Here is a 25,081-nt window from a genome sequence, read left to right as displayed (position 1 = left end):
AAACCTTCTTTAATCATCTTCTGATTCTAAGATTGAGCTATCTTCGCCCATTCTAAATTTAACGTTTTCTTCAATCCATTTTCTTCTAGCAGCGACTTTATCACCCATTAAGGTAGTTACTCGTCGTTCAGCAAGAGCAGCATCATCAATTTTTACTCGAATTAGCATTCTGGATTCAGGATTCATGGTTGTTTGCCAAAGTTGTTCAGCATTCATTTCACCCAATCCTTTGAAACGCTGTAATGAATAGCCACGTTTCATAGTCTTTTCATCTTCAGCAAGCTCTTCATCTGTCCAGGCATACTGAATTTCTGCTTTCTTGCCACGTCCCTTTTGTAAACGATAAAGAGGTGGAAGAGCAATATATACCTTTCCCTTTTCAATCATTGGACGCATATAGCGGTAGAAAAAGGTTAAAAGCAAAATCTGAATATGAGCACCGTCGTCATCGGCGTCAGTCATGATAATAACTTTGTCATAATTTGAATCATCAACATCAAATTCAGCACCTACACCTGCACCAATGGTATAAATCATAGTGTTGATTTCTTCGTTTTTAAAGATATCTTGTAATTTAGCTTTTTGAGTATTTAAAACTTTACCACGTAAAGGCAAAATTGCTTGGAAGCGTCTGTCACGGCCTTGTTTTGCTGAACCACCGGCAGAGTCACCTTCGACTAAGAATAATTCATTCTTTTTAGGATTACGTGATTGAGCAGGGGTAAGCTTACCAGAAAGAACTTCTTTTTTGCGTCTTTTCTTGCCGTTTCTGCTTTCGTCTCTAGCCTTTTTAGCAGCTTCACGTGCATCCCTAGCTCGTTGTGCCTTCTTCACCAATTCTTGAGCTAATTCACCATTTTCCATCAAATAGTAAGACATCTTTTCGTAGACGAGTGAATCAACTGCTGAACGTGCTTGTGGGGTACCTAATTTACCTTTAGTTTGACCTTCAAATTCAAGTAATTCTTCTGGAATTTTCACTGATAAAACAGCGCTTAAACCTTCTCGATAATCTGACCCATCGATATTTTTATCTTTTTTACCAAGTAGTCCCTGCTTTTTAGCATAATCGTTGAAAGCACGTGTAAATCCGCTGCGAGCACCAGATTCATGAGTACCACCATCACCAGTACGAACATTATTAACAAAAGATACTAAATTTTCTGAATATCCATCACTATATTGACCGGAAAATTCAATTTCCATGCCATCTTGTTTTCCTTCAAAATAGAAAACATCACTAATAGTTCCCTTACCTTCATTTAGATAAGAAACAAAAGATTTAATTCCATCATCATATTGAAATACATCATGATGTTCAGGTTCTCGCTCATCAGTTAAAACAAACTTAACACCTTTAAGCAAAAAGGCAGACTCACGAATACGTTCCTGAATAGTCTCATACTTATACTTAGTTGTTGAAAAGATCATAGCATCTGGTTTAAAAGTAATTGTAGTACCAGTAGGATCTTTAGTTTTGCCTAAACACTTAAGAGTTCCAATAGGATGTCCACCCTTTTCAAACTCTTCTTCGTATGCCTTTCCATCTCGAACAACACGTACTTTCATATAACTTGAAAGTGCATTTACTACGGATGAACCTACACCATGAAGTCCACCTGATGTTTTATAGTTTTGTTCAGTAAATTTACCACCTGCATGGAGTACAGTCAGAATAACTTCAATAGTTGGCTTTCCTGACTTATGCATTCCTGTAGGCATCCCACGTCCAAAGTCTCTTACAGTTACACTATTATCTTTATGGATAGTTACATCAATTTCTTTACCAAAGCCGGCCATGGCTTCGTCAACAGAGTTATCGACTATTTCGTAAACTAGTTGATTAAGACCATGTATATCTGTTGAACCAATATACATACCTGGTCGTTTACGAACAGCTTCTAGTCCATGTAATATTTGAATTGAAGAATCATCATAAGTATTAGCTTTTGCCACTAAAAAATCCCCCATTTACTCAATAATTCACCAACACCGTATATTTAAGGAATAATCTTTGCTAAAATAGCGATAGATTAATAGGAGTTGTTGAATATGTTTGCATTAAAATTTGCATCGTTGTTTATTTTAGCATACTTGATCGGATCTTTTCCGACGGGTGTATTAGTGGGAAAAATCTTCTTTCACAAAGATATAAGAAAATATGGCTCTGGTAATATAGGTACTACTAATACTTTTAGAGTATTAGGTCCATTAGCTGGAATTATTGTTTTCTTGGTAGATTTTTTCAAGGGAACCATAGCTACATTATTACCAGTTCTATTTCATCTAGGACCTCATTATCTTAGCCTGATTTTTGGCCTAGCTGCAATTTTAGGGCATGCCTTCCCAATCTTTTTAAAATTCAAAGGTGGGAAAGCCGTTGCTACATCAGCCGGTTTCTTATTAGGCTATAATGTCCACTTCTTTTTAATTTGTGCAGTCATCTTTTTCCCAATCTTGTTTATTACAAGTATGGTTTCATTAACTAGCCTAATTTCAATAGTTTTGATTTTTATAGCTTCATTGTTCTTCCACGATCTTGCCTTAAGCATTATCAGTGGACTGCTCGTAGTCTTAATCTACTGGAGCCATCGAAGCAATATAATTCGTCTAAAGCATCACCAAGAAAATATGGTGCCATTCGGATTATATTATTGGTATTATAAAAAACATCACTAAATTAAACTAAATATAAAACCAGCAAGTATATAACTTGTTGGTTTTATATTTAGTTTTTTATTATACCTATGCAAACAATAGTTCGCAAGTGCAAAATCATTTTAGAATCTTTAATAAATTTTCTTTACTCATTGTAGCTTGTGCGACATCATGATTATCTAAAATTATCTTGGCTAAGTCTGCTTTTTTATGTTGTAACAAAATAATTTTTTCTTCAATACTGTCACGAGTAACCATTTTATAAATTTTAACTGTGTGTTTTTGTCCCATACGGTGAGCACGATCACTTGCCTGATTTTCCGCAGCTAAATTCCACCACGGATCATAGTGAATAACTACATCAGCACTAGTTAAATTAATGCCAGTTCCCCCTGCTTTAAGAGAGATTAAAAAGATGCCAGGTTTATCTAATGTGTTAAACTGACGAATTTTTTCCTGACGTTCTTTCTTAGCAGTTACTCCTGTAATTACAAAAATAGGAATCTTTAGTTTAGCTAACTTGTTTTGAATTATCTCTAGCATTGAAGTGAACTGTGAAAATAAGAGAATTTTATGTCCATTTTCTATATTTGCTTTGATTAGCTTAATAGTCATAATCAATTTGCCAGAGTTACCATGATAATTCTCATACAATAAATGCGGATCACAACAAATTTCACGTAATTTAGTAATTTGCGCAAAGATTTGAAAATGAGCACGCTTGAATTCTGCATCCCCCTGACGAGCTAATTCGGCTATTAACTTTTGCGTTTGTAGTTTATAAAGTTCAGCTTGCTTAGTACCCATAGTAACGTAAACGATCTCTTCGTCTTTTGCAGGTAAATCGTTTAAAACATCCTTTTTTAGCCTGCGCAGAATAAATGGCTTTACCATTTCAACTAATTGATTTTCGGCATTTTCGTCTTCTTCTTTAATTATTGGTATCTCAAACTTCTTCTTAAAGTTTAGATATGATCCTAAAAAATTAGGCATTAAATAATCAAAGATGCTCCATAATTCACTTAATTTGTTTTCGATTGGTGTACCTGTTAAGGCAAGCTTATGATGAGCCTTAATAACTTTAGCTGATTGAGCTGTAATTGATTGGTGGTTTTTGATATTTTGTGCTTCGTCAAGAATTTGGATATCGAAAGCAAGTCCCTGATAAGATTCCAAGTCACGATTTAAAGATTGATATGAGGTAATCAATAAATCGTAATTATTAGCGTTAGAGAGAATTAATGCTCGCTCTTTTTTAGTTCCGCCTAGTACAGCAGTTTTTAATTCAGGCGCAAATTTTTGTGCTTCATTCTGCCAGTTATAGATAACCGATGCTGGTGCTACTACTAAACTAGTGCTATTTTTCTTTTTCCTAGCTAATAATAAAGCAATTACCTGTAGAGTTTTACCTAAGCCCATTTCATCGGCTAGAATTCCGCCAAAATTATAATTAACTAATGTACTAAGCCAATTAAATCCTTCTTTTTGATAAGGACGTAAGACACTTTTTAGCTTAGTAGGCAGCTTACTTGGTTTTAATTGGTTTTTGCTTAAATCATTAATTAATTGATTAAAAGCTTCATTACTGGAGAAATGTAAAGAATTAGCTTTTTGCATTTCTTTGGCAAAGTAAAAGGCACGATAAGCAGGTAATTGTAATTTTCCATGGATAAAATCTGTAAAGCTGATATCTAAATCATGCAGTGTTTGAGCTAATTGCTCAATAGTTGGTTGCTGGGTATGCTGAAGTAGACCATTAGATAAAACAAAATAGCGCCGCTTTTCTTGATATGCTTTAAGTGCAGCTTGAATATCTTCCCAACTCATTTTTTGACTGGAGATATCTACATCAATTAGTTCATTGGTTAAGTTAACGCTCACACCTAATTCCATCTTGATATTGGTACTTTTTAGGAGAGATCTAAACGTTGGCGTAATTTGCACCTCGCCAATTTCTTTAAATTTGGCAATTCCATGATCAAGAAATTCGCCTAAGCGATCTAAATCATCATTAGACAACAGATATTCATTATTCTTGAAATCAGAAAAATATTGTTTAACTAGTTGTTCAATTTCATTTTCTCTTTTAGCTTCACGGCGCTCAGTTTGAGAAAAATTGCGATTTAGTAAGTATGTATTTTTGCCATATTGAACAAGGGCTTGGCACAGGGCATTATTATCTTGATAGTCGAATTTAAATGTAAAATTTGCTTCAGGTGGCAAAATAGCTCGTAATTTATTAGCGCCAGATATCTCTAGATAATCAGATTGCTCTAATTTAGGCAAAACTTTTCGTGTAAATTCAGTAACGTTTTTCTTGCTAAAACGTAATTCTTCACCGGGATGCAAACCTAACTGAGCTAAATACTTAGGAGTGAGGCCCTCATATTTAATCCATACGCCTTTGTAATAACCATAAAAATTGTCATTTCCCGTTATTAGTGTTGAGGTCGGAAAATCTTCTACTAGAATATGAGCACTGCCATTTTCTTCTTCAATTTGGATATTAGCTGTCAGTTTATCGGTAGTATAACCTACAAGACGAATCCCAGAATATAGCTTTGATCCTTGGTACAATAAATCATTTACTTCATCAGCAATTGAATCGCTGACATCGATGCGATCAAGAGTCTCAGTAGAATATCCCCATTTATTTAAGTTGCGAGCATCGACAATCTTCTTAATAAAATCTAGCCACCGCTTGCTACTAGTATCCATTTTTTCGGAATCAATTACTTCGTTGAAAAATTTGCCCAATTTTATCGGTTGTTGATCATGAACCATATCGATTAAATGATTCAGATCCTTAAGCTGATAAAGATGATTTCCTTTACCCAATTTAAATTGAATACTAAGCATAGAGCCATAATTGTTGGTTTGAGCCCTTAAAACTATTGGATCATTATCTTCCTTAGGCTTAGTGGAATATAGTGAAAGAAGCTGTAATGCAGCATCATTAGTTATATCAAAAGGATCATCTTTAAGGTATTCAGGAATAAATTTAAGCCAAGTCAAAGCATTGATTACCTCTTGATTTACAGAAAGCTTATGAAAAGCATTAAAATCAATTGCAATGATTTGCCAACGTGTAAATTGGACATCCAATGTTACCCAGCTGCCATCGTACTGCTCTAAATGCCAAATATATTCATAAGAACGCATTTTATTATCTAAATGATCACAACTAATTTCTGTTAAATTCAGCTTTAGTTGCATAGCAGTTTGATAGTCTTGCTTATTACAGAGTTTATCTCCAATAATGTCTAGTGGATTAACTGCGGGCTGGGCTTTAATAATACTTTCTTTTATGTCTTCAGAAAGTAAATCACTAAAATGAGTCCCTTGAGTTGTAGAATATTTTTTATTTGTTTTTTGTTCATTTTCTGTTGCTAGAAGTGCCGCTACTTCATGTTTACAACGATGGCCCTTCTTAGCCCATGGACAATTGCACTTTAATTCAGAAGCACGACCGTCTAAACGAAGTCGACCTGAAACGTTATATACTGGCCTACTCCACCTTGAATCGTTGCAGCAAAATGTTCGTTATCTTGTGCAAGATCAAAAGACTTGATCATTAGATTGTCATAGTATATTTCGCCGCGACTTAAAATTCGAGCTGGAAATAGTGTACGCCAATTAGCCATTAAATCATTCCTTTTTGTAATAATTAGTTTAATGATTGGTAATAATTATAGTTTAAAGTAATATTTTAGGTATAAGCAAATATAATGTAATTACTAGTGTTTTATAAAGTAAAGAGAATAAATATGATGTTAGTAAAAAAGATTATTAAATCTACTGTATTCTGTGGCATAGGTATATTGGTAGGTTAAAACCGTTAGTGAACAAAAGCATAAAAATACCGTTAAAAAGATATTGAGTGCTGATTATATGGATGACCATACTAAGATAAAATTGTTGCAAGATCTAAATGACATTAAAGTTAATAAAAGATTACCATCAACACAGATCGCTACAGACAAACTAAAGAAAAACATAAAAATGATTACAACACAATCAGCATCCCTAGTTAAAAAACTTAATAAAAATAGTCATTGAAAGCTTTAACTAAGCAGTTTGGTTATAATTATCTGTATATCTTTAATGTGCAAAAAGTAATTCGAATTTTAACGATTTATCGTGAGTGGTTATTATCGCAATCAAGTTTAGATTTTGATGAATTGTATCATTATAGTCAAGAAAGAGAAAATATAGAATATTGTAACAATATAAAAGAATATTTAAATCTGCATCCCGAACTGTATCCTGATGCGGATGTCTTAGTCGAATTTTTTGGTGATGATTCAAATGAACAAAATATAAATTTAGATAATTAAAAAATAGTATCAACTTTTTGTTTAATTTGGTACAATTCTTGTTAGAGAGTGAATCACCCTTTTTCTGGACTTTTATATTGTGGGGAGAATGCTAATAGATAGTATTAGTTAAAAAGTTGAGTGAGATATTTGAAAAAGAGCAAGTAGATATTAGATGACAAAAAGACAGTAAGCATGTTTCTAGCTTACTGTCTTTTTTTGTTTTGAATTTATTTTAAATTATTCGTCAATTCCAGGAGCTTGATTAATCTCAGCTGTCATCATCCAAATTCTCTTTTCGAGGTCATTGTGGCAAGTAGTTAAGATATCACTTGAACTGTAGTCTCCTTCTTCATCTGCGGCTTTAATTCCCTTTTCGTAAAGGTGTTCCAAGTGATGATAGCCATCAACAATAGTCGCAAAACGTTCTGTAGTAGGTGTGCCCCATTTGCCAGGGTGAGCTTCAATTGTAGAATGATCTACCATTTCTGCCAAGCTTGAGTATGGAGAACCATCAATGGTGATTAATCTTTCAGCGATTAAGTCACGTTGGTCGTCTAATTCTTCCATTACTTCATCTAAGTATGGGTGTAAGTTCAAAAATTCTGGTCCACGCATGTACCAGTGTTGTTGACGTACTACCATTTGTAATTGACTAAGGTCAGCAATTGCTTGATTTAAAATTTCTTTAGTCTTTTGATATTTCATAAAAATCCTCCTTAGGATTTAAAACATACAACGTTGCTTATATTCCTATGATAGCGGATACATATAAATTAGTAAACTGATATGTTTTATAAATTTAATTCAAAAGCAATTCTTTCGGGATCGATCGGATCATCTACTTTTATCGTTCCTCTGATAGTAAAGCCGTTACTTTTAGCTAAATGCTGCATAACTGCATTTTTCTTAAAAGTATCAATCCTAAAGTTAGATATATTGTTTGTCACTTGTAATGAAATTAAATTAGAGAAAAAGTAATTTGCTAGATGCATCCCGCGATATTTGCTGCTAATAGCCATTCGGTGGATGGTTGCGTATTCATCTTGATCATTATGCCATTGACCATCTATTACTTGATAAGTGGGTTCAATTCCAGCAATCACAGCTGCATAACCTGCTATCTGGTGATCAACAACTAAAACCCACCCAACATTATTTTCTATGTCTTGAGTGATAGTTTGCTTATTAGGATATCCGCTTTGCCACTGCGTGCTACCAGCTTTCTTTAAAAATGCCTTAGCGTCATCGATGATTGGCATAATACTATCAATATCATTTATATTAGCTTTTCTGGAGTAAATAAGTGTCATATCTTTTCTTCCCCCTTTTTGCATATATTTTTAACAAACTATACAAAAATAAAATATGAAAGGCAAATTCACTACATAATCTCAAATCTGTCCATTATCTGAATCTGACATTTTGCCGTGAATGTGCTTAACTGCCTAACCCCTTTACCATATGATGTTTACATCAAGTTCTATACAGCATGTATAAGAGTAAACAATCTAATAAAAAATGAGGTAAACATTATATGAATAAAATTGATGAATTAGTAAACCATGTGAAAAAGGCAGATGCCATTATTGTTGGAGCCGGAAGTGGAATGTCTAATGCGGCAGGAATGGATTTTTGGTATTCTGCTAGTCCTCTATTCATAAAGCGTATGAAATACTTTTATGATAAATATCATTTTGAAGGTATCTTCAATGGCTTTTATACTCAATTTAATTCCAAAGAAGAGCATCGGGCTTTTATGCTTGAATCTTTAAAAATGATTCTCAAAATTCCGCCGCAGAAACTAACTTATGAATATCTCAAACAATTAATTGGCGATAAACCAGTGCATTTTGTGACTACTAATCAAGATACGCTTTTTAAAAAGTTCTTTCCGAGGGTGAATTGTTGATACCTAGTAAAATTGCTGAAAAATCAATTGGATATTCCTCTTCGATTAGTGTAGTTTTAGGAATTATCAACTGGCAAAAGTTAGGGCGCCAAAACACAAGGCCCTACTACTCCTAAAGCTGAACCTCAATTAACGCTTGAGCAAAAAGCAAAGCAGGATGAAGTTATGCAGCTGTTTTATCCTAATTACATGGTAGATAATGGCATTAGACCAGGTAGTCAAATTGATAAAGACCATCCTTCCCTTTTGCATACAGTTCAATATGGTCAATCCTGGATGTATTCTATTGGGGATGCTGCAGTAATTCATTGCTTTACTCAAAATGGACAATATTATAAAGTTAGATTAGGACCTGATAAAAGCAAAAATGAAATTCGTGGTTTTTATGCTGATCCAGGAACTTTTATTGCAATTGAAACTGCTGAAAATAATGGTGTAGGATTTTCATAAATATCTACCGAACTACCAGATGGTAGTGATGGCGCAATATATGTGCCAAGAAAAGATAAATTGCTGCAGCTATTCCCTGATCAAGGTGATATTATTGAACGATTTAGTATTAAAGAATAAGATTGTGAGTTAATAAGCTATGGTAGAAATCAAAAGAAGAAAAACAGATCGTAGAACACTTTATACAATTAGAGTAATTAAAGATACTTTTATTAAATTAGTTAAAGAAAAATCATATTCTAAAGTTACTATTACTCAAATTTGTCGTGAAGCTGATATTACTCGTTCTACTTTCTATTTACATTTCACATCAATAACTGTGTGTTAAATGCCGTTCTCAATGATGTCCTATTTTTAGTTCAGGAATCAGCTACAGGATTAGATACAGAGGACCACTATTCTTTTGATTATCTTAATAAAAATGAATCCTTAGTACCTGCTTGTCAACGGATCGGAGATTCAGATAAATATCAAAGTCTATTAATGGATCCTGATTTAAGTGAATACATTCTTGGTCGGATAGTTGCTCATGAGCGAGGTAAAGTCTTGCCTTTAATTATTAAGAAAACCGGGTTAAGTAAAGAAGATGCCGAAACATTATTTACGTATATTATTCATGGCTCTTTCGCTGTTAATCGTGCCAATCATTTCCAAAAGAATGAAAAATGGGCCCATGGTGTGCAAATGTTAAATCGTTTTACTAAAGCTGGATATGAGAAATTAGCTAAGAATGATTAAGTCAAATATATTTATTAAGACTTAAATAAAATAGACCAGTATCCTAATGTTAAGCAAAAAAAGAGACCGTAAAATAGTTTGTGTAAGGATGAATGATTCTTTAAATTAATTTCTTAAACTATTAGAAAAAGGAGTTCCTTTCTCGTATGATTGGTTTGAACAAAAAAACATACAGAAAGAAGAACTCCTTCATGAATGATTTTACCAAAAATATGGCACAAGCTCTATTCAATCAAGACATAATTCTTGTTGATGTAATTCTTTTACTAATTGATCACGATCAGTTTCATGATTATTGAGCTTAGCGCCCGTAATTTGCTTAGTAAATGAATCAATCCGGCGATTACTATCACGTAAATCATAGTAAGTAGTCACGACTTGATCGTAGTCCTTTAAATCTTTAACATCAAAATCTTTTGGATATGAATCTTCAAAACATATGAATTTAAGTGGCAAACGTAGCTTTAATTGTGGCTCTTGATCGGGCACGCCAACTTGCATCCCTAAAACAGGAAAAGTTAACTTAGGTAGATCAAGAGTTTTTAGCATTTGCAAAGGATGATCATTGATTGTACCAAGAGGCACATAACCTAAATCCATGCTTTCAACGGCATTAGCCACATTTTGAAAAGCAAGCAATGTATCTTCCATTGCTTGGAAGAAAATATCGGTTGTATGTACTCTACCGTCATCTTTGTTTAGTTGCTTTCTAATTTGCTGATTGCGGTAAAGATCGACAATAAAAATAAATAGGTCTCCTTCAGCACCAACATATTTTTGACCGCAAAGTTCCTGGATCTTTTGTTTTTTGGCTTCATCGGTGATGTGCAGTAGGGATGCGTTTTGCATGAACATGCTAGTAGCTGTGCGGCTGAAGACGGTGTATAAAGTTTCTAGTTGTTCATGATTTAAGGTGATATCCTTAAATTTTCGAATAGACTTGTGATTGAGTTGAGTATCAATGGTGGAGTTATGAATCATAATTAAGCTTCTTTATAACTAATTGTAAGTCTACTATATTGTAACAGAAGACAAAGAAAAACGAGCAACGACTTTCATTATTATTAATGATTATCGTTACTCGTTTTTTCGCAGTTATGGAATTATATAATATGTTGGTTAATTAAAGATTTTCTTTAAAGAATTCATCAAATTTATCAAATGGGATTTTATCCATTTGGTCATATAAGTCAACGTGAGTTGCATTAGGCACAATGACCAGTTCTTTTGGATCCTTTAATCGGTTATAAGCTTCTTCAGCCATGTAACGTGAGTGGGCTTTTTCACCAGTTACGATTAACTTAGGTTACTTGATAGTTTCAATTCTTTGCTGTAGTGGGAAGTTGTAGTAGCCCCATGGAGTAAGAGCATCCCAAGCACCATTTGAGTTAACTGAACGTGGGTGAAATGCACGGCCAACATAGTAGTCAAAGAATCGCAATTGCTAGAGCATTTTTATGCAATCCTAAGATTTTAATGTTAGACGAAGCTACAGCTAGCTTGGATTCTGAATCAGAAGCAATGGTCCAAAAGGCGCTGAGTGGATTAATGAAAAATCGGATGACTTTGGTCATAGCACACCGGTTAAGCACGATTGTTGATGCAGATCGTATCTACTTTATCGATCATGGCACTGTTTCGGGATATGGTAAGCATGATGATTTAATCAAATCTACCCCACTCTATGCGGAATATGTTAAAAATCAATTTAAGAAATAAATAAAAGCAATCAAATCTCTTTTTTAAGTGAGACTTGATTGCTTTTTTTATCTTTAATTATGTTTACGCTTCTTAAACCCAAGACTAGACAATATACCGGTGCCTAAGCTTAAAAGAATTCCAACAATTAAATTAGTATTTCTGTTCTCTGAATTACCAGTTTGTGGCAATTCAATTTTGGTATTAGTTGCTATAATTTTATTCTTTTCAGGCGTATTAATTGCTGAATTTACCTTGTAATGCTTTTTAGGTGCAGTAGGTTGCTTTTCAGATTTTGGCTGAATAGTCTTACGGGTAGATTTTTCGTTATTGGACTTACCTTTTGGTTTTGATTCAGCATCAGGCTTAACTGTTATGTCAGAATCTTCGGTGTTTAATTCGGGTTTTGGTGGAATAGTTTCATCAGGCTCATCTGTGTCAGGAGTATCTGGCACTTCAGGAACATTCGGTTCTTCTGGAATCTTAAATTTTGGCTTGCCCGTAGTAATGGGATCGCCGCTGATACCAATCGGAAATTCAGGTTTATCAGAAGTGATAGGATCACCACTTACGCCAATGTATCCTTCCGGTTTATCAGTAGTAGAAGGCGTACCACTTTGGCTTATTCTTTGCTTTTTCGTCCTGTCTTGATTCTTACGTTGTTGTAGTAATCGATGTATTTGTGAATAGCTTTCTCAAGCTCATTTAAGTCCTTGTATTTATGTTCTTGGCCGTAGAACATCTCCCGCTTAAGAATGCCGAAGAAGCCTTCTATTAAACCGTCATCGAGAGAATTACCCAACCTGGACATACTCTGATCGATCCCTCTGTTAGCCAGAGCAGCTCGATATGCTTGGTGCTGATATTGTCAGCCACGGTCTGAGTGGAAAATAAGCCCGTTAAGAGCCGGGTGCTTCTCAAATGCGTCATTTAGCATGGTCATCACTTGCTTAAGGTCTGGGTGCCTAGAAATGTTGTAGGAGATGATTTCTTGGGTACAACCATCGATAATTGGAGAAAGGTAGAGCTTTTGATCTCTAAGATGGAATTCAGTCACGTCGGTAAACCAATGTCTGTTGGGAATAATTGCGTAGAAATTGCGCTTGATTAAGTGTCTGGCTTGATTTTGCCTTGAACGCCGTAATAGCTGCTGTATTTACGTTTCTTGCGGATTGAGATAGCGAATAAGCCCATCTTTTGCATGAGCCTCTGCACCTTCTTATGGTTGACCTCATAGTCTTCCCGGCGAAGCTGTCCGTAGATTCGCCGGTACCCATAGCGCTGGCTGTGTTCTAGAAAGATCTCTTTGATTCTATCCATCAGCTTCTGGTTACCAGAATCCTTATCAAGCTTATGGGTTTGGTAGTAGTAGTTACTTCTTGAGATATGAGGCAATCCAGGGTTGGCATTGATAACGTCGATAATGTACTTAACGCTAAGCCGCAATTCTTGCCTTAATTCATTGATTGCACGAGCTAATTCTTCTTTTCTTGGCTCTTACGTTTTTGAATTAAGGCCTCCAATTTTTTATGTATGCAAGCTCGACTGTAAGCCTCTTTACCTGTTCTTCCAGTTCTTTGATCCATTGTTTGTCCTTGCTTTTGGGCATTCTTGGGTTGATCTACCTTTCTTCTTGGTAATGACAGTATACCCGTTTTCTTTAAAAGAGCGAAGCCAATTCGCAAGAATGCCTGTATTTGTAAGTCCTAAGTCTAGAGAAACCTGTCTAAGTGCTTCACCACCTAGCAGAACTCTATCAATGGCAGCAAGCTTGAAATCAGCAGTATATTTCTGTTGAGGGCGATCCAGAATATCTTCACCATGTTTTTGAATCAAGCCCACTAAATACTGGATTCCTCCACGCCCCATCCCATATTTCCGGCTAAGGTAGGTGCCTCTTCTGTAATCATTTACCCATTCGTGGTAGATAGCAAGTTTGATTTCTTTAGTGTATTTAGTCATGAAAATAACCCCCGAAATTAGAACACTAATTTCGGGGGTCATATCATTTAAGGGGCTTTTTTATCTATAAAATAAAGTTTAGAAAAGTCTCTATCGTGCCACTTTCATACATGATGTATAGTCCAAGTGGAATGAATACTAAGGGCACAATGATTCGCGTGTATTTTTCAATTGTCTCGGATATTAACGGAATAGAGGATAGCACCTGACTAAGCTTGCAAAAGATAATTACGCCGATTGCGAACACAAGCAACGCCACGAGGGTCTGTGCCCAATCTAACGAAGCAAAATAAGGTATATAGATACCTAAATTATCTCCGCCAGACGCAATTGTCAGCAATGTAACTGTCCAAAACAGTTGATTTGCCTTACTTTGTTCTAATCTTTCAATAGTTTCTTCCTCTTCTTCTTCCTCACCTTCTCCAACAATTGCAAAGCGAATCCCTAAATAGATAGGGATTCGCTTTGCAATCCAACCATCCATGCTTTAGGCACGAAATTGACGACATAAGCAGCAACTAAACTCACCCCTACAAGTAAGCCCGTGCCTAGATATTGCCCCGCATAAATATGCTATTTCTGTTTATTCTGTGATAGCTGTGCAAATAAAATAATCAAAACAATTAAATAATCTATACTGGTGGAAATATAAACACCAATAGCAGATATGATTGTCTGTCCCATAAAAAAACTCCTGTATTAGTCAGTAATAAATCAGCAGATTTTAGGGGAGCACAGACACATTAATTTAGCTATCGCTAGTGGGTAATGCCGCACGTAAGAAAGCATTTTATCCTCCTCAAAACGTAGTTACAAAATAGTTTCTAACTGGAATTCGGTGATTACTTCCAAGTAAAGTATAACCCACTATACTTTGCAAGGTAAAGTGTGGGCTCTACGAGGTAGTAGCGTTCTCCCTTCCTACTGGGGAGAACTGCTATTTTTCTGCGCCTATTACCCGGCTAGAAGAACCTCCGACGGGCTATTGCATAGCGAGCGCATCTCATGCAGAACTCTACCCGAGCGGGGCAGGCTAGTGTTAGCTTAACCACAAGAAAATGAATTAACTATTTAGAATGCATTTTTTTCAAGAGAAAAAAGACCAAACTACCAGCTGGTCTTTCTCCTCTATTTTTTTGAAATACACTTTATTAAAACAGTCATATGTGTCGTAAATATGGAGAAGCCAGCATATATAAAAAAGAGTGCCATGTGACACTCTTTTTGAGCTATTTAATATCAACAACACCGACAAATTCAACATCATCAATTGCAGTTAAGTAAAAACTATCAGTTGGTCCAAGTATTGCAAGTTGACCATTTTTGATTGTACATTCTTGATCTGGTGTGGTCAGTTTCACCGTCCCTTTTAAGGGAATGAGAACTATATTTCCAGGTACAGGGTGAAATTCTCCGTTGTTTGTCACTGTATTTTTCTTTAGTATACGAGGACCAACCCGTCTTTGACCATTTTCGTAAAGGTGTTCACGGACCTCATCACCGCGACTACCAGTTAATATTTTTATATAATATATACCCACAAGTTAATTGACTTTTTTACGTGGCTTTTCAGTATTATTGGAATTTTGTTGAGTGTTGTTTCCACAGCAGCCCATACTACCAGAGCCACCGTGCATACCCTTGTGCATAAATAGCATCATGAGTGGGTGTGCTAGAAGAAGAAGGGCTATCAGAATCCATTGTGACATAGTTTCACTTCCTTTCGCTTTGTTTCTATAATAAGTTTTTGTCATCACTTAATTATACGTTTTTTATCTTTTTACCAGTCAATCCCATCGCATTAATTGCCACGATAATTGACGACATCGCCATGGCCACAGCACCAACGGCTGGGTCTAGAGTGATTCCCATAAATGACAACACACCGGCAGCGAGTGGAATTGCGACAATATTGTAGCCTGCTCCCCACCAGAGATTTTGAACCATTTTCCGATTTGTGATTTTAGCCAAATCAAGAAAATGTAAAATATCGCTGGGTTCTGATTTAACCAACACAACATCAGCGGAATCAATGGCAACATCGGTTCCGGCACCAATTGCAATTCCAATATCGGCTGCGGAAAGACTTGGTGCGTCATTTACGCCGTCACCAACCATGATGACGTGATTGCCCTTTGCTTGATAATCAGCAATAATCTTTTGCTTATCATCTGGTAATAGGCCTGCATGGAATTCAGTCAATCCTAGTAAGTTAGCAACGTGTTCCGCGGCTTTTGGATTATCGCCAGTGAGCATTACGGGGGTAATTCCTCGCCTCTGAAGACCACTAATTAATTCCATAGCACTCGCTTTGATGGTGTCGCCTTCAGCAACCATTCCTTGAACTTGGGTGCCCTGCAATAGGAAGCTGACGGAATTACCCTTAGCAGCCCATTTATCAGCAGCGGCTTTGTCAAACCTGATCCCTTGCTTCGTTAAATAGTTACCATTAACAATCATATAGTCAGTGCCATCAATATTACCGGAAATACCAACACCCGGAATATTTTGAGACTTTTCAGCCGCAACGACTTCAATGTCCTTCGCTTGGGCTTCAGCAATGATTGCTTGGGCCAGCGGATGAGTCGAATTATTTTCAAGGGCGGCCAGTCGGCTTAATAACGTTGTTTCGTCAATCCCATTATTTGGAATCAATGCATTCACCGTAAATTTACCTTCTGTTAACGTGCCAGTTTTATCCAAGAGAACGTGGCTAACATGTTGACTTGCTTCAATGGCTTGGCGATTTCGAACTAATAGCCCATTTTGAGCGCCAATCGTAGTAGAACGAGAAACCACTAATGGAATCGCTAATCCTAATGCATGCGGGCAAGCAATCACGAAGACGGTCACCATGATCGTCATTGCAGTCGCCAATCCCTGGGGTAACCAGGCAAAGAAAGCAATAATCCCAACACTAAGTGCCGCGTAAAATAGATACTTGGCAACTAAATCAGCTTTATCTTCTGCTTTAGATTTAGCTTGCTGGGCATTTCGAACCATTTTCATTACTTGAGAAAGATAGCCGGAGTCACCAGTACCACTAATTTTAACCGTTAGCGTCCCGTTATTGTTGATTGTACCACCAATGACCTTATCGCCAACGTTCTTGGTAACGGCAGCAGATTCACCGGTTACCAGTGCTTCATTCACGGTCGACTCCCCAGCCGTAATAACACCATCGGCTGGAATACTCTCACCTGAACGCACTTGGAAAGCTTGACCAACTTTTAAATCAGATACTGGCACTTCTTTTGTTTCACCATTATCTGTAACTAGATGAGCCGTCTTAGGCAACAGAGCCGCCATCTTTTGTAATGCATTCCCAGCCCCCATCAATGCATTCATTTCAATCCAGTGTCCTAGAAGCATAATTAAAATCAGGGTTGCAAGTTCGAACGAAAAATCCATTACAGGATTTGCCGGGTTCAAGAAGTTGTTGGCAATAAATGCGTACAAACTGTAGAAATACGAAACGGAAATTCCAAGGGTTACTAGCGTCATCATTTCAGGAGATTTATTCTGAATTTCCGCTTTAGCTCCCTTTAAAAAGGGCATTCCGCCATAAAAGTAAAGTGCCGTATCAAACAAAACGATGATAATGCCAACAATTAGCGGTGAACTGAAACTAAGGATGGAAACGTTTAAACCCATGATTGGTGCTAACAGTAAAACTGGAATCGCTAAGACAACGGAGACCCAAAATTTAACTTTCAAATTCCCCATATGCATCATTGAGCCACCGTGCATCATCATGTCGGTCCCAGCCATATCCATATCACCGTGATTCATGTTCATTTGGCTGTGATCCGTTTCGGTCATATCGTGATCCATATGACTCATATTTGATTCATTATTTTCCATATTCTTAGCACTCATGTTTTTCATGTTCATATGTTCCTCTTTATTTTCCATGATTATCGACCCTCCTAAAAATAAGTGTGCGTAGCAAAGCGGTTAGAAGCCTAAATATAAGTTCCTTGTGTGGAAATCCCCGGGCTCGGGATTTTTGTGCAGCAATCCTAAACGTAAACAGAACACCACAGTCTTAACACGTTTGATCACCTGGCAAGCAGTTACACTGAACTTCCTCGGACGCTGTTTTGGCCTTTTCAGCTAGAATCGCCTGTAAGTTCGCAATATCCGCCCGTGAGAGTTCCCTTGACTGAATAACGCCGGCAATTGTTGAACCAGCCCGCATCGCACACATATGGTCAAACAAATCATCTGCCGCTACGGCCATTGATTCCTTCTCGCCAACAACCGGCTTATACGTGAATGGTCGACTGCCGCCATGCTGCGCAACCGCCCGTTTTTGAATCAACCTGTGAAGTAGCGTTTTGGTTGTTGAAGCTGACCAGCCTTCTAATTCGTTCATAGTATCAATTAGTTCACGACTAGTCGCGTGTCCCATTGTCCAAATTACTTTCATAACCATCCATTCAGAATCGGTGATGGTTACATTCTTTGCATCCTTCAATTGGCTTCCTCCATTAATTGAATTCTAAGTTTACGTTTGTAGACTCCTAACATTTATTAGTTTACAATTGTAGTCACAATAATGCAACCTTTCTGCCAGAAAATACTAGGAATTTTTCACTATAATGAATACTTGCTAGAAAATAGTTCTTTATATCAAGAACTTAAAAGATATTACCGTGGGAAAGATTAACATATTTTGTATTCATAAATTGAAAGTAATGATGTAGAATATAAAGCTTTAATGTCATTAGGTACATTAACAGGAGCCGTCATTGTGAAATTGAAGTTATTGTCGGCCTCGTCGTTAATATTAATGACCGCCACTCCGTTATTAACTTTTTGCAAATTGTTGTCGATTCTCAAGTCATATTCTAATGCCCCAGGATTTTTATCATCAGCAATAGTATTATCAACTGCAAATGCATCGCTTGCTCCCTTAATACCTGATGCAATGTGGACTTGTTGAGCAGTACTAATGGTCCAGTTACCATTACCTAAGACATAAACATTGTCAGATTTTCCTTCAGTTTGAGTGCTCTTCCAATCTGAATAATCTTTGGCTGGTGTCTCAAGCATCTTAATATGAGGACTGTACATGTAAATCGCCCATTTATGAGACAGCCAAAGGTAAGTTATTAATATGAACATCATTGTTATGAACAGCGGTAGTATCAAAGATATAGCCTGTACCAGTGTAATCAAGCTTCACTACTTCTTGGTCATCAACCGTAAAGTGAGTAATCTTTGGTTGTTGTTCCGCAGGTTGTTTCCAACTACGATCAAAATTACCATTATAAACGGTACCTTCTGGCAAAACATAATAGAAAATTGGTTCAAGCACGCTATGAGAAGTGGCATTTCTATCTGCATTACTGTAAACTGAAAGAAATCCTGCATCGTTATCACCAGGCATGCGCTTATGTTATTCATAATAAGTTCCCACACTAGTTTTAGGCTCTGCTAAATTTTGTCTAGCATATAAAGGACTTGCAAATACCCAACTATTTTCATTGCCTTTAATTAGGCCACTATAAACAAAACCAATTTTGGAATCGAATTCGTAACCGTCTTTGATTGGTGTGCCAGCCTTTAATGTCTTATTAACTGTACCGTAGGCTTTAATTCGATTATCACCGTTAAAAATAGCACCAGCAGAAATCACGTTAGGTGTAATGACAACCTTGGCAATACTTTGATTATCCGTGGCTTCAATACTTTGACCGGCTTGAATAGTCTCAGAGTTTGTTTGACCATCGGTATAAGTTATTGTATAGGCATGGTGTCAGGTAAATTAACTGGATCGTATGGAGTATCTAAGTGATTAATATTTAAACCATCAGGAAAAGTAAGCGTAATTTTAGCAGTAGTAATATCTTGATTGGTTGTATTTTAAAAACCAAAAAAGTTAACCAGCTTGGAAGGGTCAACATCTTGTGGAATTTGATGTGAGTCCGCATAAACATCCGCAGATAGTGTGATTTCTGGTACTTCATTGTTTGGCTTACTACCTAGTAAAGTTTCAGTCCAAGGTTGATCTAAATCTCTAATAAGAAACCGTCTGCCTTTATGATAGTTTGATCGATATGAATTGTTTTATCTGCCTTGATTACAGTATCGTCAACTGACTGAGCAACAGCATAGTGACCTACAATTCTATAACCAAAACTACCATTGTTCCAATGTTGACGACCACTACGCTTTGGCACATGAATAACAATAGTGCCACCGGGTCCAACAGCTTGAGTAATAGTTGTTTGATCGCCAAAATCATTAATCGTGTAAGTTTTATCTTGGTTCAACACAAAACTATCAGGTACAGGAATTGTAATAATGGTATTAGTGTTCACTGTAGAATTAACTTTTTTGCTAGAATAATCAAGACCTTTGGCTACGCCGTCTGTTTCATTAATGTCAAGTTCATAGGTATAGTCAGTATTTGGCAAAGCTCGTACAGAATCAGCTATAGGACTTGTACGCTTAAATGTAGGATTCATTTCTGGACTAACAACTTGTGTCAAGTTCAATTCTTTAGTTTCGGAATTTCCAGCTTCATCTTTTTTAGTGATGGTTATTTTCTTGAGTACATCACCAATAAATTCCATTGGTGTATCCTGACTGCCATAATTATTACTTGGATTTAAAGTAAATTGTTGGTGAATTGTACCGGCATTATCATCAGTAAATGTGTTAGTGATGATGCATTTATCTTCATCATTAGCGATCGTAGTTGTACCACCAGACTGAATATTTTGTCCATCAGTACCAATACCATAAGTTCCTTTAGGAATTACAATTTGATATTGATCGCCCTTTTTTGGATTAGAAACGTTGAAATCAACAGCAATTGCTGTGGTATCACCAGTCGCACCTATTGTATTGCGACTAATTGATAATGTAGCACCGCCATTTCTGAAAGTTACTGATTTAGCGGTTGACTCAGTTTTTGATTCTAATAATTGTTTAGTTGCATCTACTGATGATGCCTTTGAAGTAGTGATCGTTTCTTGTTTAGGATCTTTTTCTACATTAATCTTGGCAGTATCATTTTGGCTAATTTGTGTTGGTTGAGTAGTAGTCTCTTCCTTGTCAGTAGTTTGTGTAACCTGTTCTGCTTCTGTATTATTTGTTTCTTTTTTAATAATTTGATTATCGTATGTAAGAGTATTATCTAATGTCTTATCAGAACTGTGACTGTCAGTATTTACATCTAAATTATCTGTTGAAGTTTGAGAGCTTGTTTCTTTAACAGTTACTTGAGTAGCATTATTGTCTACAGCAGCTGAAACTGTTTCAGTTTTAATCCCTATGAAAAACGCACCAATAATTGCGGAAACCAACGCACCTGATGCTAATTTTCTAAAGCTGTAGTGTTGTTCAATTTCTTGGTTTAAGTGTAAGTTCTTCTTTTTCAGTCTCATTGTTATCAATCCCTTAATACAAATAAAACATCATTTATTTTTTTGATGATGGTATTAAAAAAGAGAACCTCGTTTTCGAAGTTCTCTTTTAACTTATTTCAAAATAATGTCGGTTGGCTTAATATCCTTTCCAAAGTATGGTGCAAGTTCTGTTTGATAATCTTTTACAAAGAAGCCTTCCTGAGTTAACTTAGTTATTTCTTGATTGGTCCATTTTAATAATGAGAGATTGCCCTTCTTTACAGCTGGAGACACATACTGGCGTGACCCAATACTTTTAATGCCGACTACATACTTCGGATTTTTCTTAACCCAAGCATAAAGATATGAATTATCATCAGCTAAGGCTGCACCACGGCCATTTTTTAGCGCGTTGAACTGCTGCGTCTTAGAGTCAAATTTTAATAAGTCAACACCAGATTGTTTAGCAAAATAGTTTTCGGCTGTCGTACCCTTAGTGACAATCAATTTTTTACCCTTTAATTCTTGGGCACTTTTGATTGGCGCGTTTTTAGGCGAAATTACACCCACTGACACCTTCATATAAGGCTTGGCAAAATCAACTACATCCTTACGTTCAGGCGTTACTGTAAAGTTAGCTAAAACTATATCCGCTTTGTTTGAATTCAAAGTATCTACACGATTATTGGCATTTACTTGAATAAAACGAATTTTAACGTTTAAATCTTTAGCTATTCTACGCGCTAAGTAAACATCATACCCTACTCTTTTGCCTTGGTCATTTACCCAACCGTATGGTGGTAAGTCTCCAAAAACTGCAACTCTGATATAGCCACGGCGTTTAATTTCTGAAATACCGTTTTCATTGCTCCAACGGCTGCCAGCAGTACCGCTATTTAAATTAGGTTGTGTGAAGCCAAAATAAGCAGCACTCACTACCACTATCAGAGCAACGATGCCCATAATAATATTAAAAATATTTTTCTTTTTCATTGGCTTTATCCTTAATAATCCATACTGTCTAGGAAATCTTTTGCTCTTTGCGTTTGAGGATGATTAAAGAATTCTTTTCCTGGTGTATCTTCTAAAATATGGCCATCTTCCAAAAAGAGTACTTCATCTGCAATTCGGGAAGCAAAATTCATTTGGTGAGTAACGATAATCATTGTCATGTGATCACGTTTAGAAAGGAGCTCAACGATTTCCTCAATTCCGCGTACCATTTCGGGATCGAGGGATGCGGTGATTTCATCCAAAAGCATGATTTCAGGTTTCATTGCCAATGCACGAACTATGGCTACTCGTTGTTTTTGACCACCTGATAATTCTCTAGGATAAGCATTTAGATATTGCTCTAATCCAACTTGCTTTAGTAATTTAATTGCTTCTTCTTTAACTTCATTTTCATCACGTTTTTGTACCTTTACTGGAGCAAGTAAGACGTTTTCTATCACGGTTAGATTTGGAAAGAGATCGTAACTTTGGAAAACCATACCGATTTTTTGTCGCAAGATTTGCCATTCTTTAGGACTAGGATCAATCTTCTTCTCGTGGAAATAGATTGATCCATTTTTATAATCTTCTAATCCATTCAAAGTTCTAAGTAAGGTACTTTTACCAGAACCAGATGGTCCAAGTAATGTTAATACTTCACCCTTTTTCAGTGAAAAATTAATGTTATGTAAAACTTGTCGTTCATCATAAAACTTATTTAAATGCTCAACTTTTAAAATTTCTTCAGTCATAATAGTCACCTATTTTCTTTCATTAGTTAATTTCTTAGCCCAAGCTGATAATGGGTAATCGAGAACGAAATATAAAATAAAGATCAAACCGTAAACCCAGAAAACTCCAGTTGGATATTGTTGGTTATTTGCTTCGATAATTTGCTGGGCAACATTGATTACTTCCATAGTGCTGATAACCAGTAAAAGTGAAGTTGTCTTAATTACTCTCGTTGCTAAATTAATCGTAGCGGGTAGTTCAAGTTTAATTGCCTGAGGAAGCAGAACATATCTAAACAGCTGAATTTTACTTAAACCTAGTGCTAAACCAGATTCTCGTTGACTCTTAGGAACTGATTCAATTGCTCCGCGAACAATATCGCTAAATTCGGCAGCTACCCATAGTGAAAATGCTAAAACTGCCATCCAGGTTGCTGGCCAATTAACATGAAAAGTTCGCGGCAAAATATAGTAAACCAGGTAAAGTAAAACGATCGTAGGTACTATTCGGAAGAATTCTAGATAAACTCGCAGAATAAAACGAATGAATTTATTAGATAAAGTTCGCAGAATACCGAAAATAATACCAATTGCTAAACCGATTATTAATGAAATAGCTGCGATCCAAATTGAGGTCCAAAGACCAGCCATTAAACGGGCGAAGTTACTTCCTTCAAATAAAACATTAATTCCCGAATGCACCATAACGAACTCTCCTTTCAAGCCAAGTTAATAAAAGAATTACTGGGATCAAGATAATTGCGTATGCAATAACCAGCATTAATAAATATTCATTAGAACGGTAATACATTCCAATTAAATCTAAGGCCGTGTTGGTTAATTCAGGAATCGCAATTACTGAGAAAATTGATGTTTCTTTAATTAAAAAGATAATATTAGCTGTTAAGGCAGGCATGCTTAAGGCAAAGCCTTGCGGAAAAACAACATAGCGAGCTAATTGAAAACGACTCATCCCCAATGCTTTTCCGCTATTAATTTGACTCGTAGAAATTCCATTAAAGCCACCGGTAAATCCCTCAGCCATGTATGCTCCACCTAAGAAAATTAAACCGATAATGCCGCAAGCTTCTGCGGACATTTTTATTTCGATAACTGGAAAAGCGTAGTACAGGAAAAATAATTGAATTAAAAGTGGTGTGTTTCGTGCTAGTTCAACATATGCTGTCATGACTTGACTGAGTACTGGTACTTTAAAATATTGCGTTAGGCTAGCAATTATTCCAACAATAATTGAACCTATTATTCCAATTAGCGATAGCCAAATTGTGAGTCCAAATGCATGGACAAATACTGGCAACGCTTGTTGTATGATTGACCAATTCATAAGATCTTACCCTCCCAAAGACCAAACAAAAAAGGATCCACGAACCAATTCAGTTCGTAGATCCTTAAAATAGCTAAATTAAAAAACCAAGTTAACTATAAATATATCGAAGTACGTCATGCTGAATTAGCGTATGCAAAAAAGTATTGTCTTTTGGACAACATACACAGTTATGACATATAGCTTGTAAATTCAACATGTTGGTACTCCTTTCTTACTTTTAGTAACTTCCATTGACTATTAGTGTAAACTCATGCTTATTTATTGTCAATTGATTTTTTAAATAATAGTTGGATTTGTCTCAATTTTCTTTTTAAGACTCCTCGTTTTTCGAGTAAAATAAATTTACGGGATAAAGTTTCTGGTGTAGTTCCTAAATAAAGTGCTAAATCTTTCATTTTTAATGGTAGTATAAATGATTTATGTCCTACTTTTTTGGCATAAGTCTGCAAATAATTAAGTAGTTTATCCTCTACTTTAGGAAGACTTAATAATTGTATTTGTTTCTGCAAGGCACGTACTTTAATGATGTTTTGTTCTAGGAGCTTTATGCTTAATTCCGGTTGTTTTTTCATCAAAGCTAAAAAGTCATTGCGATTCAGTAAACAAATTTCACTATCTTCTGTGGCTTCAACGTAGGTATTGGTATTAGCCTCACCAAATAACCAATTTTCACCAGCATAATCTCCAGTTTTCAAGACTTGAATAACATTCTCATGTCCCTCTTTGTTCAAGGTATAAAGACGAGCGCTACCATGAGCAAGAATTATTAAATTACTATTTGAAGTGGGATCCAAGACTAACTCATTTTTTCGATAATTTTGGTGATGAACTAGCTCTTCTATTTGCATTTGTTCATCTATAGGCAATGCATTAAATAGTGGGACTAACTGAACACATAACTCTGCCATTTAAAG

Annotated in this window: 28 protein-coding genes and 3 pseudogenes; 7 read left to right on the top strand and 24 right to left on the bottom strand. The window is 36.1% G+C overall.

The window, feature by feature from the left end; translation table 11 throughout:
• Positions 1-9 precede the first annotated feature (9 nt).
• On the bottom strand, positions 10-1,956 hold the full coding sequence (parE, locus tag CP357_RS01475) for a DNA topoisomerase IV subunit B (protein ID WP_025006104.1): 1,947 nt from the start codon (positions 1,954-1,956) through the stop codon (positions 10-12).
• Positions 1,957-2,052: 96 nt separating this feature from the next.
• Here parE and plsY point away from each other — a divergent pair, with 96 nt between their 5' ends.
• The gene (gene plsY, locus CP357_RS01470) at positions 2,053-2,679 is read left to right on the top strand and encodes a glycerol-3-phosphate 1-O-acyltransferase PlsY (RefSeq protein ID WP_098036381.1); all 627 of its coding nucleotides are present in this window, start codon (positions 2,053-2,055) and stop codon (positions 2,677-2,679) included.
• Between the two features lie 96 nt (positions 2,680-2,775).
• On the opposite strand, the gene CP357_RS01465 is transcribed toward plsY, so the two are convergent.
• Positions 2,776-5,820, bottom strand: a complete 3,045-nt coding sequence (locus tag CP357_RS01465; RefSeq protein WP_233187190.1) for a DEAD/DEAH box helicase — start codon at positions 5,818-5,820, stop codon at positions 2,776-2,778.
• 311 nt (positions 5,821-6,131) lie between these two features.
• Entirely contained in the window at positions 6,132-6,302 is a 171-nt protein-coding gene (locus tag CP357_RS10435; protein ID WP_233187189.1) for a hypothetical protein, read from the bottom strand.
• A gap of 411 nt (positions 6,303-6,713) precedes the next feature.
• Here CP357_RS10435 and CP357_RS01455 point away from each other — a divergent pair, with 411 nt between their 5' ends.
• The gene (locus CP357_RS01455; protein ID WP_098036380.1) at positions 6,714-6,995 is read left to right on the top strand and encodes a hypothetical protein; all 282 of its coding nucleotides are present in this window, start codon (positions 6,714-6,716) and stop codon (positions 6,993-6,995) included.
• A 219-nt stretch (positions 6,996-7,214) separates the two neighbouring features.
• Here the strand turns inward: CP357_RS01455 and CP357_RS01450 are convergent, their stop codons facing one another.
• Both CP357_RS01450 and CP357_RS01445 read right to left on the bottom strand, forming a co-directional pair.
• The gene (locus CP357_RS01450; RefSeq protein ID WP_025006099.1) at positions 7,215-7,682 is read right to left on the bottom strand and encodes a DNA starvation/stationary phase protection protein; all 468 of its coding nucleotides are present in this window, start codon (positions 7,680-7,682) and stop codon (positions 7,215-7,217) included.
• A gap of 86 nt (positions 7,683-7,768) precedes the next feature.
• Entirely contained in the window at positions 7,769-8,287 is a 519-nt protein-coding gene (locus CP357_RS01445; RefSeq protein WP_098036379.1) for a GNAT family N-acetyltransferase, read from the bottom strand.
• Positions 8,288-8,511: 224 nt separating this feature from the next.
• On the opposite strand from CP357_RS01445, the gene CP357_RS01440 reads away from it, so the two are divergent.
• The 4 genes from CP357_RS01440 (at position 8,512) to CP357_RS01430 (ending at position 10,074) form a co-directional block, all read left to right on the top strand.
• Entirely contained in the window at positions 8,512-8,886 is a 375-nt protein-coding gene (locus tag CP357_RS01440; protein WP_233185800.1) for a hypothetical protein, read from the top strand.
• A gap of 165 nt (positions 8,887-9,051) precedes the next feature.
• The gene (locus tag CP357_RS10430) at positions 9,052-9,336 is read left to right on the top strand and encodes a cupin domain-containing protein (RefSeq protein ID WP_233185801.1); all 285 of its coding nucleotides are present in this window, start codon (positions 9,052-9,054) and stop codon (positions 9,334-9,336) included.
• A gap of 139 nt (positions 9,337-9,475) precedes the next feature.
• Positions 9,476-9,664, top strand: coding sequence for a TetR/AcrR family transcriptional regulator (locus CP357_RS10695; protein WP_369822632.1), 189 nt, complete (start codon positions 9,476-9,478; stop codon positions 9,662-9,664).
• Positions 9,658-10,074 carry a TetR/AcrR family transcriptional regulator gene (locus CP357_RS01430; protein ID WP_239464569.1) on the top strand — a complete coding sequence of 139 codons (417 nt, stop codon included), beginning with the start codon at positions 9,658-9,660 and terminating at the stop codon, positions 10,072-10,074. The genes CP357_RS10695 and CP357_RS01430 overlap by 7 nt, the downstream gene beginning before the upstream one ends.
• A gap of 228 nt (positions 10,075-10,302) precedes the next feature.
• On the opposite strand, the gene CP357_RS01425 is transcribed toward CP357_RS01430, so the two are convergent.
• From CP357_RS01425 to CP357_RS10655, 3 genes are all read right to left on the bottom strand, one after another.
• Positions 10,303-11,055: an NADPH-dependent oxidoreductase gene (locus CP357_RS01425; protein ID WP_098036378.1), complete on the bottom strand. Its 753-nt coding sequence runs from the start codon at positions 11,053-11,055 to the stop codon at positions 10,303-10,305.
• Positions 11,056-11,197: 142 nt separating this feature from the next.
• Positions 11,198-11,338: an alpha/beta hydrolase gene (locus CP357_RS10275; RefSeq protein WP_233186984.1), complete on the bottom strand. Its 141-nt coding sequence runs from the start codon at positions 11,336-11,338 to the stop codon at positions 11,198-11,200.
• 42 nt (positions 11,339-11,380) lie between these two features.
• Complete coding sequence (locus tag CP357_RS10655; protein ID WP_255404974.1) at positions 11,381-11,515, bottom strand: hypothetical protein; 135 nt, start codon at positions 11,513-11,515, stop codon at positions 11,381-11,383.
• Between CP357_RS10655 and CP357_RS01415 the strand changes: the two are divergent.
• Positions 11,503-11,793 (top strand): annotated as a pseudogene (locus CP357_RS01415) (multidrug ABC transporter permease); the annotation flags it as partial. The gene CP357_RS10655 and the pseudogene CP357_RS01415 sit on opposite strands and share 13 nt — an antisense overlap.
• A gap of 53 nt (positions 11,794-11,846) precedes the next feature.
• Here CP357_RS01415 and CP357_RS10185 read toward each other — a convergent pair.
• From CP357_RS10185 to CP357_RS01335, 16 genes and pseudogenes are all read right to left on the bottom strand, one after another.
• A complete protein-coding gene (locus CP357_RS10185; RefSeq protein ID WP_158227251.1) occupies positions 11,847-12,227 on the bottom strand; it encodes an LPXTG cell wall anchor domain-containing protein in 381 nt (126 codons plus the stop codon).
• 167 nt (positions 12,228-12,394) lie between these two features.
• A pseudogene (locus CP357_RS01405) lies at positions 12,395-13,734 on the bottom strand (IS3 family transposase).
• A gap of 64 nt (positions 13,735-13,798) precedes the next feature.
• Positions 13,799-14,418, bottom strand: a pseudogene (locus tag CP357_RS01400) (CadD family cadmium resistance transporter).
• Between the two features lie 545 nt (positions 14,419-14,963).
• Positions 14,964-15,095, bottom strand: coding sequence for a hypothetical protein (locus CP357_RS10650; protein ID WP_255404534.1), 132 nt, complete (start codon positions 15,093-15,095; stop codon positions 14,964-14,966).
• A 183-nt stretch (positions 15,096-15,278) separates the two neighbouring features.
• Positions 15,279-15,443 (bottom strand): DUF2933 domain-containing protein, encoded by a 165-nt coding sequence (locus tag CP357_RS01390; protein WP_098036376.1) that lies wholly within the window; start codon positions 15,441-15,443, stop codon positions 15,279-15,281.
• Positions 15,444-15,495: 52 nt separating this feature from the next.
• Positions 15,496-17,649 (bottom strand): heavy metal translocating P-type ATPase, encoded by a 2,154-nt coding sequence (locus CP357_RS01385; RefSeq protein ID WP_089147960.1) that lies wholly within the window; start codon positions 17,647-17,649, stop codon positions 15,496-15,498.
• 133 nt (positions 17,650-17,782) lie between these two features.
• The gene (locus CP357_RS01380) at positions 17,783-18,214 is read right to left on the bottom strand and encodes a CopY/TcrY family copper transport repressor (protein WP_098036375.1); all 432 of its coding nucleotides are present in this window, start codon (positions 18,212-18,214) and stop codon (positions 17,783-17,785) included.
• A gap of 188 nt (positions 18,215-18,402) precedes the next feature.
• Positions 18,403-18,813 (bottom strand): hypothetical protein, encoded by a 411-nt coding sequence (locus CP357_RS01375; RefSeq protein WP_098036374.1) that lies wholly within the window; start codon positions 18,811-18,813, stop codon positions 18,403-18,405.
• Between the two features lie 13 nt (positions 18,814-18,826).
• Positions 18,827-19,129: a hypothetical protein gene (locus CP357_RS01370; RefSeq protein WP_098036373.1), complete on the bottom strand. Its 303-nt coding sequence runs from the start codon at positions 19,127-19,129 to the stop codon at positions 18,827-18,829.
• Between the two features lie 9 nt (positions 19,130-19,138).
• Positions 19,139-19,378 (bottom strand): hypothetical protein, encoded by a 240-nt coding sequence (locus CP357_RS01365; RefSeq protein ID WP_098036372.1) that lies wholly within the window; start codon positions 19,376-19,378, stop codon positions 19,139-19,141.
• A 373-nt stretch (positions 19,379-19,751) separates the two neighbouring features.
• A complete protein-coding gene (locus CP357_RS01360; protein ID WP_098036371.1) occupies positions 19,752-21,134 on the bottom strand; it encodes a YSIRK-type signal peptide-containing protein in 1,383 nt (460 codons plus the stop codon).
• 93 nt (positions 21,135-21,227) lie between these two features.
• The gene (locus CP357_RS01355) at positions 21,228-22,088 is read right to left on the bottom strand and encodes a transporter substrate-binding domain-containing protein (protein ID WP_098036370.1); all 861 of its coding nucleotides are present in this window, start codon (positions 22,086-22,088) and stop codon (positions 21,228-21,230) included.
• 11 nt (positions 22,089-22,099) lie between these two features.
• Entirely contained in the window at positions 22,100-22,840 is a 741-nt protein-coding gene (locus CP357_RS01350; protein WP_056945624.1) for an amino acid ABC transporter ATP-binding protein, read from the bottom strand.
• Positions 22,841-22,849: 9 nt separating this feature from the next.
• Positions 22,850-23,524: an amino acid ABC transporter permease gene (locus tag CP357_RS01345; RefSeq protein WP_098036369.1), complete on the bottom strand. Its 675-nt coding sequence runs from the start codon at positions 23,522-23,524 to the stop codon at positions 22,850-22,852.
• Complete coding sequence (locus CP357_RS01340; RefSeq protein WP_098036368.1) at positions 23,505-24,164, bottom strand: amino acid ABC transporter permease; 660 nt, start codon at positions 24,162-24,164, stop codon at positions 23,505-23,507. Before CP357_RS01340 ends, CP357_RS01345 begins: the two co-directional genes overlap by 20 nt.
• 257 nt (positions 24,165-24,421) lie before the next feature.
• Positions 24,422-25,075 (bottom strand): Crp/Fnr family transcriptional regulator, encoded by a 654-nt coding sequence (locus CP357_RS01335; RefSeq protein ID WP_098036367.1) that lies wholly within the window; start codon positions 25,073-25,075, stop codon positions 24,422-24,424.
• Positions 25,076-25,081: the final 6 nt, after the last annotated feature.

Origin of the sequence: Lactobacillus sp. UMNPBX6, assembly GCF_002553975.1 — a bacterium.
In the GTDB taxonomy this organism is placed as follows: Bacteria; Bacillota; Bacilli; order Lactobacillales; family Lactobacillaceae; genus Lactobacillus; species Lactobacillus gallinarum.
This window is presented reverse-complemented; position numbering and strand designations above follow the sequence as displayed.